A 16,790-nucleotide genomic window follows, 5' to 3' on the forward strand; every position below is an offset into this window, starting at 1 on the left:
TATGAGTGCTTACACAAAAGCATAAGCACATGGTTCACACTGCAACATTTTCTTTACTGGTTTAGTCTCGCTACTCAATGCCAGCAAGTTCAATGTCAGTAATAAATGATGTGCTTTTCAGACGCTTCTGCAGGTTCGGCGTTTCAGCAACGTCAAAACCCTAGGGCAGTTGCTATGCCCCAGGTGGCTGACTATGGCTAGGACGCTGCTCTTCCATAGTCGTCAAAATTCTATGGTAGCTATCGAAGCGTTCAGCGCTAATTTTTCCTTCTTCTACAGCTTCTCTTAATAAGCAGCCGGGATCATTTAAGTGCTTGCAGTCTCTGAATTTGCAGCCGCCCAAATAATCTCTGAACTCAATAAAACCCCATGTAATTCTCTCGGTAGGAATATGCCACAGGCCAAATTCACGTACCCCTGGAGAATCAATTAAATCACCCCCAGCCGGTAAATGAAGCAGTTTAGCCGCTGTGGTTGTGTGTTGCCCCAGTCCTGAGTTATCTGAAATGTCACCCGTTAACTCATCCGCGTCTGGCAAAACTTGGTTAATAAGGCTCGATTTACCAACGCCCGACTGCCCTACGAAAACGCTGATATTATCGTTAAGGTATTCATTTAGTTTGCTAATGCCTTCACCGGTTTTACAACTGGTAAATAGCACTTCATAGCCTAAATTTTCGTACGTTTTAAGCTGCTCTGTAACAGTTGTGCGTTCCTCTTCACTGAGCAGCTCTACTTTATTAAGAACGATAAGCGGCGTGATACCAATGTCTTCACAGGCTACGAGATAGCGGTCGATAATATTCAGTGAAAGAGTAGGTAATATAGCGCTGACCACAATGATTCGGTCGATGTTTGCCGCAATGGGCTTAATGCCGTCGTAATAATCTGGGCGTGTAAGTACAGAATGCCTGTCTTTTACTATTTCAATAACACCCCTTACACCCGACTCAGCTTCATCTCCTTTGCTGAAAAACACCTTGTCTCCGCATACTACAGAGTCAACGGTTCGGCGAATGTGACAGCGGGATACGTCGCCACTGGCATCTTCAACGTCAGCGTGCTTACCGAAACGGCCAATCACAGTGCCACTTTCTAACGTGCTTTCATCTAGGTTGGCTGCGCCTTTAGTGGCGTGCTTTTCACGCAAGCGTTTGCTTCTGTTAGCTGCAACTTGTCGTTTCTGTCGTTGTGTAAGTTTTGGTTTTTTCGCCACGATTCTTTTCTAGTTTCACGTATACTATATCAATAATACCGTTTGTAGGGCATGGTTGCCATGCCTGTAGCGCAAAGAGGAAAGTAATGAGTAAACACGACAGTAACCTTGTTTGGATAGACATGGAAATGACAGGGTTAGATCCTGAAACCTGTGTAGTAATGGAAATTGCTACCATTGTCACTGATGCACAGCTTAATATTTTGGCAGAAGGCCCAGTGATTGCAGTACATCAAAGCGATGACGTGTTAGACAATATGGACGAGTGGTGCACACGCGTTCACGGAGAAAGCGGATTAACTGCGCGCTGCCGAGAAAGTAAAATAAGTGTAGAAGAGGCGACTGCACAAACCATTGCCTTTTTAGAGCAATGGGTAGATGCAGGTAAATCGCCACTGTGTGGAAACACCATTGGGCAAGACAGACGCTTTATGGTTAAGTACATGCCCGAGCTTGAAGCTTACTTCCACTATAGAAATATTGATGTAAGTACAATAAAAGAGCTAACGCGCCGCTGGAAGCCTGAAATATTAGATGGTTTTGAAAAGAAAGGCGTACACTTAGCCTTAGATGATATTCGCGAGTCTATTGAAGAAATGCGCTATTATCGAGAGAAAGTGTTTACGATTTAAGCATTCGAACATCGAGGTGCAAAAAAAGTAGAATTAAAGGTTGCGTTACCCCAAAATTTTTGTAAAATGCGCACCACTTCAAACGAAGTACCTCTTTTGTTGCGGGAATAGCTCAGTTGGTAGAGCACGACCTTGCCAAGGTCGGGGTCGCGAGTTCGAATCTCGTTTCCCGCTCCAAATTTTAATCTAGGTCTCTAGATTGCCTATAAGATGCACAGCATCGACTCTATGCGGGAATAGCTCAGTTGGTAGAGCACGACCTTGCCAAGGTCGGGGTCGCGAGTTCGAATCTCGTTTCCCGCTCCAAATTTTCAAACATCACAAACATCACGAAAATTTAAACATTTGCAGATGTATCAATGCGACCCCTTGAAGGGCCCGCGACCGAGTGTCGGCCATTGCCTCGCAACGAGTTCAAATCTGTTTCCCGCTCTAGACTTTTTCTTCAGTATTCATATCTCACAATCGCAGTTACTTTGTAAGTGAAAGCTATCTGAACTTTCTAATTTGTTAATGCTCAACTACTAGGTGCTTTTATGGATGGATGCATTAATGGTAGAGCCAAGGATTGATAGATATGAACTTGAGAGGAGCTGCTTCGCTCAAGTACGCCTGCCTAGTGCTTCTACTCTTCGTGCGCTTTTACTTTCACTTGGTATCAATGGGAGTTTGTTACTCGCGTTGGCATTTACCACAGAAAACCAGTCTGTAAGTAAGCAACACTTTACACCCGTATTATTAAAAGCAGTATTAGTAATGCCAACGACTGCCCCTCAAAAGACCGACATTGATTCACAACCAGTGAATGAGACTAGAACATAGCATTATTCTCTGGCTCTGGATATTAATTCTAACGCCTTTGCATCAAAATGGTGCACTCATTGTTAGGTTGTAGATTAAAGTCTATAACCAATTGAAGTGTAAATTAAAAAATCATTGCTTTATGAGTTCTTATACAGTGCGCCTGCCTCTTCTTGTGTCATTTTTTGAGATTAATTGCACTTTAAATGAATAAATACCCGTTTTGATCTGGCTTTTACCTGTTTTTATATTAGAATGCGCGCAAATTCCGGCACGTATTCTGCTGAGCCATAAGTTCTAGACCCTTTTCAGTGAATAGTAACGATAGATAAGAGTAAGGCGACCAAGAGCGAGCCGGTACGCATAATTACCCAATTTACGCTAGAAACACTCAATCAGAAGGACTCTGTTATTCCAATGGAATGGGCTAGTGACTTTTTAGTAATGTCCATTTAAAGAGAGAGAACATGCAGAATAAAAGTGCTCCTTTCCATATTTCTGCCGTAGCAGGCGCAGTATTAGCTGCTTGCTCAAGCCAAGGCGCATACGCCCAAACGGTTGCAGTAGACGAAAAACAAATTGAAAAAGTAGAAGTAACCGCAACGCGCAGAAGTGGCACCCTTCAGGAAGTGCCTATTAATATTTCTGCACTAACATCTGACGTGTTAGACCAACAGAATATTGAAGATCTTGACGGCGTAGCCCGTTGGGTTCCTGGTCTTACTGTGACAGATCAGGGCGGGAGAAACGACTCTCCAATTATCGTACGTGGTCTGAATACTAATTCATCAGGACCTGGTTCAAATGGCGGCACGGTAGCCACTTATTTTGGTGACATTCCTCTTTTCCTAAACATGCGTCTTGTTGACGTGGATCGGGTTGAAGTTCTTATTGGTCCGCAAGGTACGCTTTATGGAGCCGGTACTTTAGGTGGCGCTATACGCTACCTTCCGAAGAAAGTTGACCTAGAGTTTATGTCTGGTGAAGTAACGGGTGATGTATTCAGCATCAGCGAAAGCGATTCTCTAGGCGGAGAAAGCAGCATTGTCTTTAATGCACCTATTATTGATGGTGAATTAGCGGTACGTGCGTCACTAAACTATTTCAATAACCCTGGCTTCCTTGACTACAACTATGTAGTAAAAGAAGGCGGTGTATCGCTGCCTGACCCAGACTGGTCTAACGAAGAAGAAGTAAATAGCAACTTAAAACAGGTTGAAGATGCCAATGGCGAAGACACGCTAACCGGTCGTATCGCAGTGCGTTGGGCGCCAAACGAATGGTTTGACAGCACTTTGACTTACTTCTATCAAAAGCAAGACGTTGAAGGCCGTTCTATTACTCACTACGACTCACTTTCTTCTGAAAATCCTTTGAGCGAAGTTATTGGTGAGTATGAGTCAGCGTATCGTTATGAAGAGCCTCGCGAGAAAGAAGACGAACTTTTGAGTTTAGAAATGAGTGCCGACCTGGGCTTTGCGGAATTAGTGTCTGCGACGGGTTTATCTAACTTTAATGCAAACGGTCAGCGTGACCAAACCGACTTGCTGATTCGCTTAGACTATAGCTATGAAGAATTTCCAGCATTTTCTGCTTACACCGAAGAAGAATCTGAACGCGAAGTCTTTACACAAGAGCTTCGCTTAGTTTCGCAAACTGGCGGCCCTCTATCTTGGATAGTAGGTGGTTTTTATTACGACTTAGACAGTGAAGGCAGCAGTAAGGAATTCACGCCTAATTTTGATGTGTATGCTATCGAAGTGTGGGGCGTAGAGGGTAACTACCGTCCTGACTCGCTTGAATACTTTTCAGTAGACGAAAGCGAAGTGACTGAAAAAGCACTATTCGGCGAACTTACTTACGAGTTAACAAGAGACTGGGACGTAACATTAGGTCTGCGCGCATACCAATATGATGTCTATTCTCGTTCGGCAGTAGATTTACCGCTTTATAATTCTGTATTTGAAAGTCGAGCGTCTGATTCTATTGTACTAGATTATGGTGAGACAGAAGCTGATGATAGCGGCACGTTATTTAAGTTCAACACTAGCTATCAATTTACAGCTAGTACTATGGGTTATTTGACCATCAGTGAAGGCTTTAGAATTGGTGGCGCGAATAGCGTCGGTGCTTGCCCTGATAATGTTGACGATCTGAATAACCAAATAGTTTGTGCTACTCCTGAAGAGCAACTCTATGAGGCTGACACTACAACTAACTACGAGCTAGGCGTTAAAACCAGTTTCTTTAGAAATAAGCTTCAATTAAATACCGCGCTATTCTATGTTGACTGGCAGGACCCGCAGGTATCTGGGGCTACAATCAATGGTCAGCAGCCTATTATTGTTAACGCAGAGGGTGCAGAGTCGAAAGGGGCTGAGTTCTCGGTGCGTGGTATTATTGGCGACAATATAACGACTTATGCAACATATGCCTACACAAAAGCTGAGTTAACAGCCGACGCACCTTTCTTATTCGGCGTGTTCGATGATCAAGGTACAGAGCTTCAAGATTTCTACGATGGTAAAGAGGGTGATCGTTTACCAGGAACGGCAGAGCATCAGTTTTCATTCGGCATTACATACAGCCAAGAAGTATTTGACGACAAAATGCTAAACGTAAACTACGGTATCACTGCACAAAGTGATGTGTACACTACTGTTGGTCTACGTCAAGATGGTGAAGCGCTTCCTGGTTATGCAGTAAGTAATCTGAACGCCACTATTTCAGATGAAGACTGGTCGGTAACGCTATATATCGACAACTTATTTGATAAGTATGCGTTTACTTCAACACGTCGTAACGTAGGTGATATTGGTTTAGGTCAATTCAACGATACCCTAGAACCAAACGGTACCGAGTTACAGCGAAACTATGGTCACTATGTGTTAACACCGCGTACTGTAGGATTGATGTTTAAGTATCAATTTGGCATGTAGTATAGTTACTGCTACACGATACAATATAAGGGCGCTTACGCTTAACGTGTAAGCGCCTTTTTCGTATTAGAACGGTTTTAAAAAAAGCTAAAAATGAATACAAGTCAAACTCGTTTAGATGAGGCCCTAAGTTTTTTATCACAACGTGACTATCAGCAAGCGCATCGCTGTTGTGTAGAAGTAATTCAACAATTCGGGCCGCATGCTCACGCCTATTTTTTACTTGGCATAATTCATATTGAAATTGGCCAAATAGAAAAAGCAATCGCCTTGTTAAATAAATCTAACGAGATAGAAAACCGCCCCGTTACTTTTGCCTACCTAGCCAAATGTTTTGCGTTAAGGGGCGACATGCAGCAAGCACTAGAGCGAGTAGAGCAAGCTCCAGTGGAAAGCCTTTCTCGTGCACTCGATTTAGATACGGTTGGCGTTTCACTGTCTCGAGTCGGCCTACATGAAAAGGCTATCGCTTATTTTGAAAAAGCACTTACGCTAGCGCCAGCGAATCCGCAATACCTTTACAACTATGCTGTCAGCTGCAAGTTTGCGGGGAAGTTTGAGCTAGCCAGAAAACACTTTGAAAAGGCCATAAATAGCGAACCTCATTTTTTTCAGGCTCATTTTGCCTTGTCTGATCTTGGCGGTGTTTCAGCTGAAAATAATCATCTAGCGCGACTTGAACCCCTAGTTGAAAGGGTAGAGAAAAATTCTGATGCGCGTCTTCATATAGGGCATGCGCTTGCCAAGGAGTATGAAGCTATAGGTGATTACAGGTGTGCCTTCGAAGCGCTAAACCATGCGAAAGCACCCCAAAAGGCACGTAGCGAAAGGACACTGAAAGATTATCAGGCAATATTCAGTACTCTTCATAGTAATTTGCAGGCACAGGTAAACTCCGATTACTTTTCTGATAGTGCTTCTCAAAGTGACGCGCCTCTTTTTATAGTAGGTATGCCGCGTAGCGGTACGACGCTGGTAGAACGCATATTAAGTCATCACTCGTTGGTAGCGTCTGGAGGAGAACTACAAGACTTTGGCGTGGCTGTTAAAGAGGTAACTCAAACCAGCAGCCAACTGGTGCTCGATAAGCATACAATAGAAAGGGCATATGAATGCGATCTTTCCAAGGTTGGAGAACGCTATCTTCAGCGCACGTCATTCTTGCGACAAGATTCAAAGCACCTAGTCGACAAACTGCCGTTTAACTTTTTCTATATTGACCTAATAAGGCAGGCTCTACCAAACGCCAAAATAGTGTGCTTACTAAGAGATCCTATGGATACTTGCGTGGGTAATTTTAGACAATTGTTTTCTATCCATAGCCCTTATTACGCCTATGCTTACGACCTTGATGTCATAGGACAGCTGTATCAAAGCTTCGAAAAGTGGGTGAGAAAATTTGCTGAAACTTACCCAGATGCTATTCGCCTGCAGTCATATGAGCAACTTGCTCAGCGTCCAGAAACCGAAATTAAAGAGCTATTGGCGTTTTGCAATTTGCCTTGGGAAGAACAATGTTTGCACGTTGAAAACAATAAGCTTCCTGTATCAACAGCAAGTAAGGTTCAAGTAAGAGAGCCAATAAATACTCGTTCAATAGGTCGCTGGAAACGCTACGCGTTACAAACCGAAGCTTTGCAAAAGTCATTGGGTATTATTTAATAGAAAAATCGTAGATTCGTTTGCAACCTTTAAACGTAACGATTATGTTAACGCTATATTTACTGGTCTAACCAGATTGCATGGATTGCATAAGAGCCGAAGTATCGGCACCGCTTTCTGCAATAGCACTTTATAGAAAATGAGCGTGAACAATTATGTCAAAGAATTACGTATTAAATACTTATAACAAATTTATGAAGCTGCCCTTTGGCAAAAAGCTGTTTAGCTGGTATTCAGCCCGCAGAGCGCCTTATTTCTCAACAGTTTCCCCCCTTATTACAGACATTGAACCTAACTACTGTGAAGTGCTCATTAAAAAGCGCAAAGGGGTAGAAAATCATATCGGCACGGTTCATGTCATTGCTATTTGTAATGGTTTAGAAATGGCTATGGGCTTTATGTGTGAAGCATCAATTCCTAAAAACCTTAGGTGGATCCCAAAGGGTATGGAAGTGAAATATCCTGCAAAAGCAGACTCAGATATTCGTTGTGTTGCCGAAGTGCCAGCTGATGCGTGGAAGCCGGGTGATTTACCTATTTCTGTTAAAGCGTATAACGCCGAAGGGACCGTGGTCGTAGATGGTACTATTACTGTTTGGGTAAGCGAAAAACGCTAAACAATAACGTGCTATTTGAAGGTCGCTTTTGCGGCCTTTTTTTATGCCTAGTCACAGTTGCAATATTAAGTTTTTACGACATGCCTATTTCTAATTGACAGCATTCAAAAACACATCTAAGAATAGACTGGTAAGCGATTAAGGCGCTATATCGGAAGTCTATTTCATTCAACTTTTAAGTGGCAGCCCTCCTTTTAAGCAACACGAGGGGCCGCAATGAAAGAGGTTAAGATGTCTGTAATCACAAAAGAACAAGTCACAAGAAAACCCTTCGCAGATAAGAAGAACTATCCCTACGGCTTCGCACGCTCTGGTGATTTTTCAATTAATGAAAGCAAACTTCTACAAACTCATGGAAGTTTGTTTGCCGCTTTAGTTGACGGAAAGATCACACCAGAAAACGACGAAGAGCAAGCTTATTTGGAGTCGGCACTTGGGCACCGTGAACCCGCTACACCACAGGAAAAAGCGTGGTTAAAATACCAAGCGCGAATTAATAGACCGAAAACTGCAAGCATTTATGGCTCTAAGCGCCCGGCTGCAGAAGAAGTTGACGATGATGAAGATATAAGCGATAACAGTGACATTGATATTGATCTAGACGATTAAGCTTATGCCTTTATGCACGTTAGTGGATAAAGGCGCATCGTTCTCATTCTTAAACTTTATTGTTCACACTGTTAATTTTGTGTAAAAAAATATCCTATTTTCTGTCAAAATAAACCTTCAGTCGAAATGTCCATCCTATTTATTGCGAATATTGGGATATATATCTCACTTTTACGCAATTTGGTGTTTTATCTTCCTATTACCTTAGTTATAGTCGGGGCATCGTCAACGTACGCTGACAAACCCCCCAACCCATTACAGGAGAAAAGCACTGTGAAAATGATGTCGGGCGCAGCCATGGTGGTTGAAGCGCTAAAAGATGTAGGAGTGACACACGTGTTCGGTTACCCAGGTGGTGCCGTATTAGACATTTATGATGCGTTATTTGCGCAAGATGATGTCAAACACGTCCTCGTACGTCATGAACAGGCAGCCGCCCATATGGCGGATGGTTATGCACGTTCAACTGGCAAAACCGGCACAGTGCTCGTCACATCAGGTCCAGGCGCTACGAATACTATTACAGGTATTGCTACTGCGTACATGGACTCTATCCCGATGGTAATTTTATCGGGACAGGTGCCTTCCAAGCACATTGGTGAAGACGCATTCCAAGAAACTGACATGGTAGGGTGCTCGCGTCCTATCGTTAAGCACAGCTTCTTGGTAAAGCGCGCGGTTGATATTCCAGAAGCGATTGCTAAAGCCTATTATATCGCTAACACTGGCCGTCCTGGTCCGGTGGTTGTAGATTTGCCAAAAGATATTGTTAACGTAGCGGAAGAGCACCCTTATGTGTATCCAACTGACGTTACCATGCGCTCTTATAACCCTACCGAAAAGGGCCACCCCAAGCAGGTTAAGAAAGCGGTTGAGTCGCTACTTAAAGCAGAACGTCCGGTACTCTATGTAGGTGGTGGTGCAGTAGCGTGCGACGCATCAGAAAAAGTTATTGAATTAGCTGAGAAGCTAAATGCTCCGGTAACTTGTACGCTAATGGGCCTTGGTGCTATGCCGGGTACACACAAGCAATTTATCGGCATGCTAGGTATGCACGGTACGCTTGAAGCGAACAAGACCATGCATAACGCCGACTGCATCATTGCGCTAGGAGCACGTTTTGATGACCGTGTTACCAATAACGTTGATAAATTCTGCCCTCATGCAGACATTATCCATGTTGATATCGACCCAGCATCAATTTCTAAGACCGTCAATGCGCATATTCCTGTGGTAGGTTCGGTAGATAAAGTACTTGATCAAATTTTAAGTCAGGTAAATAAGAAAGATTTATCTGGGCAAAGCGAAAAGCTAGCCGATTGGTGGCAGCAGATAGAAACATGGCGTGCTCGTGAGTGTTTAAACTACACGCAAGGCGAAGAAGTTATTAAGCCACAGCGCGTTATCGAAGCACTGTACAAACACACCGACGGTAAAGCCTATGTAAGTTCTGACGTAGGTCAGCACCAAATGTTTGCTGCGCTTTATTACCCTTATGACAAACCGCGTCAGTGGATCAACTCAGGTGGTCTTGGCACTATGGGCTTTGGTTTGCCTGCGGCGATGGGCGTACAGTTTGCCCACCCAGGCTCAACGTCTGTGGTAGTAACCGGTGATGGCAGTATTCAAATGAATATTCAAGAGCTATCTACCTGCTTGCAGTACAACCTGCCTATTAAGATTATTTCATTGAATAACCGTGCGTTAGGTATGGTTCGTCAATGGCAGGATATGATTTATAAAGGGCGACACTCACACTCGTATATGGATTCAATGCCTGACTTTGTGAAGTTAGCAGAAGCTTACGGACATGTGGGCATTAAAGTAGACAAGCTCGAAGAGCTAGATGCAGCAATGGAGAAATGTTTCAGCTACACAGATCGCTTAGTGTTTATGGACATAGCAGTAGACCAAAACGAACACGTATATCCAATGCAAATTAAGTTTGGCGCAATGGATGACATGCGCTTAAGCAAGACGGAGCGAACCTGATGAAACGTATTATCTCTGTATTAATGGAAAACGCCCCCGGCGCACTATCTCGTATCGTTGGTGTATTCTCACAACGTGGTTACAACGTTGACTCACTGTGTGTGGCACCAACCGACGACGCGAGCCTTTCACGTCTAACGATTATCACGCACGGCGATGATAAGGTTATCGAGCAAATTACTAAGCAAGTGAACAAGCTTATTGATGTGCTAAAAGTGGTAGACCTTACTGAAGGTACCCACATTGAGCGCGAGCTTATGCTGATTAAAGTTGCGACTCGCACAGAGTCGGTACGTGCTGAAGTGAAGCGGAACTCTGATATCTTCCGTGCGCGTATTGTGGATGTGAACGTAAACAATTACACCATCGAAATTACGGGCACTACAGATAAGCTAGATGCATTTGCCACGACTATGGGGCAGTGTGCTGAAATTATCGAATCATCGCGCACCGGCGTGTGTGGGCTTGCTCGAGGTGATAGGGCGCTTCGTCCTTAAATTGAGTTGCGTAAACATCGACTCAATACTTCATAGTTAATAAACGAAAAAGGGCCCTTGCGCCCTTTTTCTTGTTAAGGAGCAACGTAGTGCGATGCAAAGTTTGTCGTGTAGGTTTAGCTATTCAAACGTGCCTTTGACCAACGCTTCGCCTTGCTTAACCAGCTGCCTGCCTTTAGCGATAACATGCACAATGTCCAGCGTTGCCTTATCGCATAGCACTATGTCAGCATCACAGCCAACCTCTATTTTTCCTTTGTGATGCAACTTGAGCCTTTTGGCTGGCGTACTACTGACAACGGCAATAGCGTTTTCTAGCGATACGTTGTGTTGTAAAACCAGAGCTTTAAATGCGTCAAATAAACTGCTTACTTTTCCCACTTCTAAGCCTACAAGCAGGCCATTATCATCAAAAACGGGAAGGCTAGCGTTGCCGTCTGAACTCATGCTTAAACAACTTGCAGGTACACCCTGATTTAAGCAGTAGGCAACGGCCTCTGCAGCGGGTATTTCGCCCTCTTCAATAAATTGCTCGTTGGTGCTGGTGGTCATATCAATAACACCGCCTTTCTGTGTCCAAGCGATTCCTGCATCTAATAAACTTTGGTTTCTATTGATGTGAGTTGGATAGAACTGGCTTGCCGGAATATCCGTGTTATCAACTACGTCGTGCAATACAGAAAGTTGGCGCTCTCCGTCGCCAGTATGAATGTAAACAATACCTGCTTTGCCAGAAATCATGCCGCCAGTTCGTGCTTGTGCTGCAACCTCTGCAAGAGCCTGGACAGTCGGTTCGGCAGCTCTATGATCGGCAATTGCGACTTCTCCGACCCCAATCATACAGTCGATTAGCACAACGTCATCAGTAACGTTGCCTGTAATGGTGCGAGCCGGAAGGTGGTAGGAGCCGGTGTAACAATACGCACTGATCCCCTCAATGTTTAGGCCTTTTGTCTTAGCCACTAAATCAGGAAGTGTTCGCGTAGTTGCATCGGTACCTAATGCACCAATAACAGTTGTTACGCCATGTAAACTAGCATCAGTCAGCGACATTTGCGGCGTACGTGTGTGAAAACCACCCTCGCCACCGCCACCAGAAATATGCACCAGACTGTCAACAAGGCCAGGCAGCGCAATCAAATTACTGCCGTCGATAATGTTTAAAGAAGGCGAATGCATCGAAATGTTAGGGGCAATATGTGCAACAGTATTGTTGGCGATTAAAATGTCTACTGTGCCTTGTGGTGAAGGTGAGTAGCACTCTATATTTTTGATAAGCGTTAGCATTTAAGAGAAACCTATTAGAACGGCGGTGATAACAGTAAGCGACGCAAGTGTGAAGAGGCCGGCGCAAAATTTTGCGATGAATTTTACCCATGTTGTCCAACTTACGCCAGCCACACCTAAACAGCCTATCAGCGAAGCAGAAGTTGGAATAATTAAGTTAGTTAGGCCATCGCCTAACTGAAAGGCTAGTACCGCAACTTGGCGAGTCACGCCCACAAGATCTGATAGCGGCGCCATTAGAGGCATAGTGATCGCAGCCTGTCCTGATCCAGAGGCAATAAAAAAATTGAAGATGCTTTGAAACAACAGCATGAGCCAAGCGCTCATTACAGAACCGGTTTGCGCTAATGTATTACCAGTGTGATGCAGCAAGGTGTTTAGCACAGAAGGTGAAGTCACCTCGTCACCGCCAAGCACTAATACAATGCCTTTGGCCATACCTACAATGAGGGCGGCAGGCAGCAGCGATTGTGCACCGCTAACAAACGCCGCACTGATATCGTTCATGCGCATACGGCCACCAACCCATGCAATGGCACCAATCAGAATTCCCATACAAAAAAACTGTGAGGCAATTTGAGGAATATAGTAAGCATGAACAATTACTCCCCACATTACCCAGTAAATACAAGCAAAAAAGGCGATCAGAATAAGTTTGTCGGTAACGGAAAAATGCGGCTCAGTGAACTCATTTGTTGATGCGGTAGATGACGTGAACTCTAAAGAAGACGCCTGTTTGCTTACTGAAGCTGCACCGTTAAATGCTTGGTTACTATTTTTTAGCTGCTTTGCATAACGCAAAGTGAAGATTAAGCCAAAAACGGTAAACATAGCCCATATGGCCAGGCGAAAATATTGGCCCGACATTAACGGCACATCAGCAATGCCTTGTGCTATAGCAACAGAGAAAGGGTTCATCCAGCTTGTAGCGAAGCCGATTTGCGTAGCCACATAAGTGACAAGCACTGCCATGATGCCGTTATAGCCCATGGCTGTCATTAGCGGCACTAGCACAATACAAAATGCAATGGCTTCCTCACCCATTCCAAATACCGCCCCACCTAATGAGAACAGCAAAAATAAAGCAGGGAGCAAGAGATTATCGGCGTGCTGGTAGCGCTTGATCAACGCCATAATACCGTTGTTGATTGCACCTGTTTGCATCACAATGCCAAAGGCGCCACCAACAATTAGAATAAAAGCGATAACACCAACTGCGGCGCCCCATTTGTCGCCGGAAACCATACCGTCAAACGCATAGTTGGCTATGCCTGTTGTGTTGCCAGTGCCATCGAATAACACAAAACCATGGCTTTCTTCTACATATCTGAAGCTATCGGCATCAAGTACGGTTTTCACGTTACCGTCTGATGTAGTGATACTTTTAGTGTCAAAGGTGCCTGCTGGCACAAGCCAAGCCACTAGCCCTGCAAGCAGTATTACAAAAAATAAGATTACGAATGCATCAGGCATTCGCGATGTTGAAGGTGAATGTTGCAACCTTACCTCCGAAAATGAAGAGGGCTTAACGCCCTCTGTTATCACTTAGTGAAAATAGTAACTAAACGCAAGCGTGTAGCGCGTGCCAAATGGGTCATGGTTAAAGGCATCAAAACCTCTACCAGAGCCATAAGCCGTAGGGGCATCTCGGTCAAATACGTTGTCGACAGTAAGGCGCAAGTCAGCATTCTCAAAGTAATAGCCCGCGCTGAGTGTTACGGTAGTCCAGCTGCTTACATCGCGGGTACCATCTTCATCTTCAATGGCGCCCAACTCGATTAACTCATCAATTTCTCTGCTGCGTAAACGAATAATATCGTCGTCATAGCTGCCAGTATAGAAAACGTAAGCACCTACGTACCAATCCTCTTGAACATAGAAAAGTTCAGCTGTAGCAACAGTTTCAGGATAAAGGAAAGTGCCCGCTAGTGATTCAATTTCATCAGAACCTGGTCTATTGCGGTCGTAGGTCAGGTAGTGAGTGCCAGAAAACCCTAGCTCCAACGTGCCGCTATCTAACTGAAAGTCATGGTCTATGTCCCAGTCGATACCTTCGAGTTCTTGAGTGCCCGTATTATCAAGCAATAAAATATGATCTCTAAATAGCGGTAACTCAGCAAAGCGGGGGTCGTCAAATTCAACCCAAGCATCTAGGATTTCAGTTAAGTTAGCGCCATCATCTTCAATGGTATTCCCTGCGCTATCGGTAACTAAACATAGGTCTTCCAAGTAAGAAATGCCAACCTCTCCCTCATCCAATACACCGCAATGGCGAAGTGAAGCATCGGTAATGGCACGGTCTAGAACCCCCGTCATGTTGGTATCGACAATGTCTTCGTGATCGAAGGTCCAGTAATCAACCGTAATCGTGGTGTTGTCAGTTGGGCTATAGGCAAAGCCAAATGAGTACGTTTCAGACTCTTCAGCGCGCAGCGCTGGGTTACCAAGTTCAAGTACGTTATTGCCGCGAACGCTACCTTGCCCCTCGCAATACAAATCTGCAACGGCGTCGTTCGCTGAACAGTCGAAAGACGCGCGAGTCGTTCGCAGCTGCACGCCTGCTTGAGTCAAAGAAGGCGCACGGAACGCTGTAGACCACGAGCCGCGCAGTACTAAGTCATCAATAGGGCGGTAGGTGAAGCCCACTTTTGGATTAAACGTGCTGCCAAAATCATTGTAGTCGTCAAAACGACCCGCAAGACTAATATCAAACTGATCGGTAATAGGAACAAAGAGTTCAGTAAAGACGCCCATCTGATTTCTGTCTGCCGCTGAGGCACTTGAACCGAATCCAAAAACATCGACAAGAAAGCTATTTTCCGCTCTCGCTTGTGAGTCTAAAGACGGCAAGTCAGTGATTTCTTCCCGTCTGAGTTCAACCCCAGCAGCTAGCAACACAGCATTGCCATTCCACTGCGCTATTTCACCGTTAATTTTGGCATCTAGGCCGAATATTTCGCTGGTTCCATCACGAGTGGGGCGTGCTTGTGTTAGGCCCAAGATAGCGTCATTTTGCGTATCGCCTACTAGGAAAGGGTTATAGGCAGGTAACAGCGCGCCGCTGCCACAGCTTAAAATATCGTTTGTGCTGTCATACTGCGCAGTCTCAACGGTATCACAGAGCTCTCCGTGAACGGCGGCTGTATATAGATAGCGGTTGTAGATACCTTGTGTTGCAATCTGTTCAGACTCACTACGAGAGTAAAGGGCGCCAGCCTCCCATTCCCACTCACCAAAGTACCCCTGTAAAGACGAAACTAGGCGAATGGCGTCAGTTTCTATTTCGACGGTACGTGGGGATACAAATCTAGCATCGTATTGAAGACCGTCAAGTTCACGACCTGCAACAGTATCAAAGGAGCCTATGAACAAGTTGTCAATAATTGCGTTACGCGCGTCGTCCTCAAGTACGTTAAGAGCATCGAGTTCTATCCATGCTCCTTCTTCATCGTTTACCTGATTAATCGGTGATGGTGTAGAGAACGACGTTGATTTGGTATGCGAGGCAAGAAGATCTGTCCGCCACGTAATGTCGTTACCTTGATAGGTATAGGTGAAGCCTCCTGACAAGGTTTCTAGCGGCGTTTCGAAATAGTCATCTTCATTGGCATAATATGCACAAATTTCCTCATCTAGCTCCGTTATTGTAAGCTCATCAGGACAGTTAGGTGCAGGCATTTCATAGCGGTCTAGTGTGCTATCAAAGTAAATGTTGGGCTGCCCTTTAGAAAGATATGAGTAACTACTTTCCAAAATAGGATCGCGGGTTTGCGAAAAATCGGTAGCGCGGATCGCTTTTCTGTCGAAGTAGTCGAAGAACGCCGTTAAATTACTGCCGTTATCAAAATTTTTACCCCACAGCATTTGAACATTGAAGGCACCATGATCATTGCCGTTGGTAGTATTCTCGTAATTAGTTTGAAGCTCTAGCCCTTCATAATCGTTTTTAAGAATATAGTTAATAACACCAGCAACGGCGTCTGCACCATAAATCGCCGATGCACCCGTTGCTAGCACTTCTACACGCTCTACCGCAGAGGCGGGAATACTATTGATATCAACAAAATTCTCAGTACCAGAAGCAAATGAACTTGCTGCAATTCTGCGTCCGTTCACAAGCGTTAATGTTGAAGAGGGCCCAATGCCTCGAAGGGACGCTGCCGCTTGACCGGGTGGTGTAGAGGTAGACGTCGCCCCACTTTGGGTAGTGTCAAATGTACCAACGCCGCCACGGGTTTGCGTCACCGTGCGCATTAGCTCTGAAATGGTAGATGCGCCTGTGCGTGCAATATCTTCTGAAGTGAGAATAGTTAGCGGCTGCGCACCTTCCATATCCGCACCGCGTATATTACTGCCGGTGACCTGAATGCGCTCTACAACTTCTTCCTCGCTTGCTTCCTGAACTGATACTGCTTGCGCCGATACAGATTGGGAAAATACAGCGCCAGATATACAAAGCGATAGGTAGCTTAGCGTGCCAACAGACACACCTATTTTGTGAAGTAACGTCGATTTTTTCATTATTGTGATCCCCATAA

12 protein-coding genes and 2 tRNA genes are annotated in these 16,790 nt (G+C 44.7%); 10 read left to right on the forward strand and 4 right to left on the reverse strand.

Annotated elements, in window-relative coordinates:
- Nucleotides 1-172: 172 nt before the first annotated feature.
- Nucleotides 173-1,216 carry a small ribosomal subunit biogenesis GTPase RsgA gene (rsgA, locus tag ACXAGK_RS00555; RefSeq protein ID WP_474853393.1) on the reverse strand — a complete coding sequence of 348 codons (1,044 nt, stop codon included), beginning with the start codon at nucleotides 1,214-1,216 and terminating at the stop codon, nucleotides 173-175.
- Nucleotides 1,217-1,302: 86 nt separating this feature from the next.
- Here rsgA and orn point away from each other — a divergent pair, with 86 nt between their 5' ends.
- From orn to ilvN, 10 genes are all read left to right on the forward strand, one after another.
- Nucleotides 1,303-1,848 (forward strand): oligoribonuclease, encoded by a 546-nt coding sequence (gene orn / locus ACXAGK_RS00560; protein ID WP_474853395.1) that lies wholly within the window; start codon nucleotides 1,303-1,305, stop codon nucleotides 1,846-1,848.
- Nucleotides 1,849-1,949: 101 nt separating this feature from the next.
- A tRNA-Gly gene (locus ACXAGK_RS00565) sits at nucleotides 1,950-2,025 on the forward strand.
- Between the two features lie 53 nt (nucleotides 2,026-2,078).
- A tRNA-Gly gene (locus ACXAGK_RS00570) sits at nucleotides 2,079-2,154 on the forward strand.
- A gap of 234 nt (nucleotides 2,155-2,388) precedes the next feature.
- Complete coding sequence (locus ACXAGK_RS00575; protein ID WP_474853397.1) at nucleotides 2,389-2,670, forward strand: hypothetical protein; 282 nt, start codon at nucleotides 2,389-2,391, stop codon at nucleotides 2,668-2,670.
- Nucleotides 2,671-3,116: 446 nt separating this feature from the next.
- Nucleotides 3,117-5,588 carry a TonB-dependent receptor gene (locus ACXAGK_RS00580; RefSeq protein WP_474853399.1) on the forward strand — a complete coding sequence of 824 codons (2,472 nt, stop codon included), beginning with the start codon at nucleotides 3,117-3,119 and terminating at the stop codon, nucleotides 5,586-5,588.
- A gap of 93 nt (nucleotides 5,589-5,681) precedes the next feature.
- The gene (locus tag ACXAGK_RS00585; protein WP_474853401.1) at nucleotides 5,682-7,250 is read left to right on the forward strand and encodes a sulfotransferase; all 1,569 of its coding nucleotides are present in this window, start codon (nucleotides 5,682-5,684) and stop codon (nucleotides 7,248-7,250) included.
- A gap of 155 nt (nucleotides 7,251-7,405) precedes the next feature.
- Nucleotides 7,406-7,867 carry a hotdog fold domain-containing protein gene (locus ACXAGK_RS00590; protein WP_474853403.1) on the forward strand — a complete coding sequence of 154 codons (462 nt, stop codon included), beginning with the start codon at nucleotides 7,406-7,408 and terminating at the stop codon, nucleotides 7,865-7,867.
- 216 nt (nucleotides 7,868-8,083) lie between these two features.
- Entirely contained in the window at nucleotides 8,084-8,476 is a 393-nt protein-coding gene (locus ACXAGK_RS00595; protein ID WP_474809012.1) for a MaoP family protein, read from the forward strand.
- Nucleotides 8,477-8,749: 273 nt separating this feature from the next.
- The gene (locus ACXAGK_RS00600) at nucleotides 8,750-10,468 is read left to right on the forward strand and encodes an acetolactate synthase 3 large subunit (protein WP_474853405.1); all 1,719 of its coding nucleotides are present in this window, start codon (nucleotides 8,750-8,752) and stop codon (nucleotides 10,466-10,468) included.
- Nucleotides 10,468-10,965, forward strand: coding sequence for an acetolactate synthase small subunit (gene ilvN / locus ACXAGK_RS00605; RefSeq protein ID WP_014975513.1), 498 nt, complete (start codon nucleotides 10,468-10,470; stop codon nucleotides 10,963-10,965). The genes ACXAGK_RS00600 and ilvN overlap by 1 nt, the downstream gene beginning before the upstream one ends.
- A gap of 120 nt (nucleotides 10,966-11,085) precedes the next feature.
- Here the strand turns inward: ilvN and iadA are convergent, their stop codons facing one another.
- Genes iadA through ACXAGK_RS00620 form a run of 3 tightly spaced genes read right to left on the reverse strand, consistent with a single transcriptional unit; the run spans nucleotide 11,086 to nucleotide 16,773 of the window.
- Complete coding sequence (gene iadA / locus ACXAGK_RS00610; RefSeq protein WP_474853407.1) at nucleotides 11,086-12,252, reverse strand: beta-aspartyl-peptidase; 1,167 nt, start codon at nucleotides 12,250-12,252, stop codon at nucleotides 11,086-11,088.
- Nucleotides 12,253-13,752 (reverse strand): putative basic amino acid antiporter YfcC, encoded by a 1,500-nt coding sequence (gene yfcC, locus ACXAGK_RS00615; protein ID WP_474853409.1) that lies wholly within the window; start codon nucleotides 13,750-13,752, stop codon nucleotides 12,253-12,255.
- Between the two features lie 45 nt (nucleotides 13,753-13,797).
- Nucleotides 13,798-16,773, reverse strand: coding sequence for a TonB-dependent receptor domain-containing protein (locus ACXAGK_RS00620; protein WP_474853411.1), 2,976 nt, complete (start codon nucleotides 16,771-16,773; stop codon nucleotides 13,798-13,800).
- Nucleotides 16,774-16,790 lie beyond the last annotated feature (17 nt).

It is taken from the genome of Alteromonas sp. ABM1_013 (assembly GCF_056160505.1).

Coding starts and splice junctions, on each gene's coding strand:
- orn (WP_474853395.1), top strand. CDS start 1,303: ATGAGTAAACACGACAGTAACCTTGTTTGGATAGACATGGAAATGACA.
- ACXAGK_RS00575 (WP_474853397.1), top strand. CDS start 2,389: ATGGATGCATTAATGGTAGAGCCAAGGATTGATAGATATGAACTTGAG.
- ACXAGK_RS00580 (WP_474853399.1), top strand. CDS start 3,117: ATGCAGAATAAAAGTGCTCCTTTCCATATTTCTGCCGTAGCAGGCGCA.
- ACXAGK_RS00585 (WP_474853401.1), top strand. CDS start 5,682: ATGAATACAAGTCAAACTCGTTTAGATGAGGCCCTAAGTTTTTTATCA.
- ACXAGK_RS00590 (WP_474853403.1), top strand. CDS start 7,406: ATGTCAAAGAATTACGTATTAAATACTTATAACAAATTTATGAAGCTG.
- ACXAGK_RS00595 (WP_474809012.1), top strand. CDS start 8,084: ATGAAAGAGGTTAAGATGTCTGTAATCACAAAAGAACAAGTCACAAGA.
- ilvN (WP_014975513.1), top strand. CDS start 10,468: ATGAAACGTATTATCTCTGTATTAATGGAAAACGCCCCCGGCGCACTA.
- iadA (WP_474853407.1), bottom strand. CDS start 12,252: ATGCTAACGCTTATCAAAAATATAGAGTGCTACTCACCTTCACCACAA.
- ACXAGK_RS00620 (WP_474853411.1), bottom strand. CDS start 16,773: ATGAAAAAATCGACGTTACTTCACAAAATAGGTGTGTCTGTTGGCACG.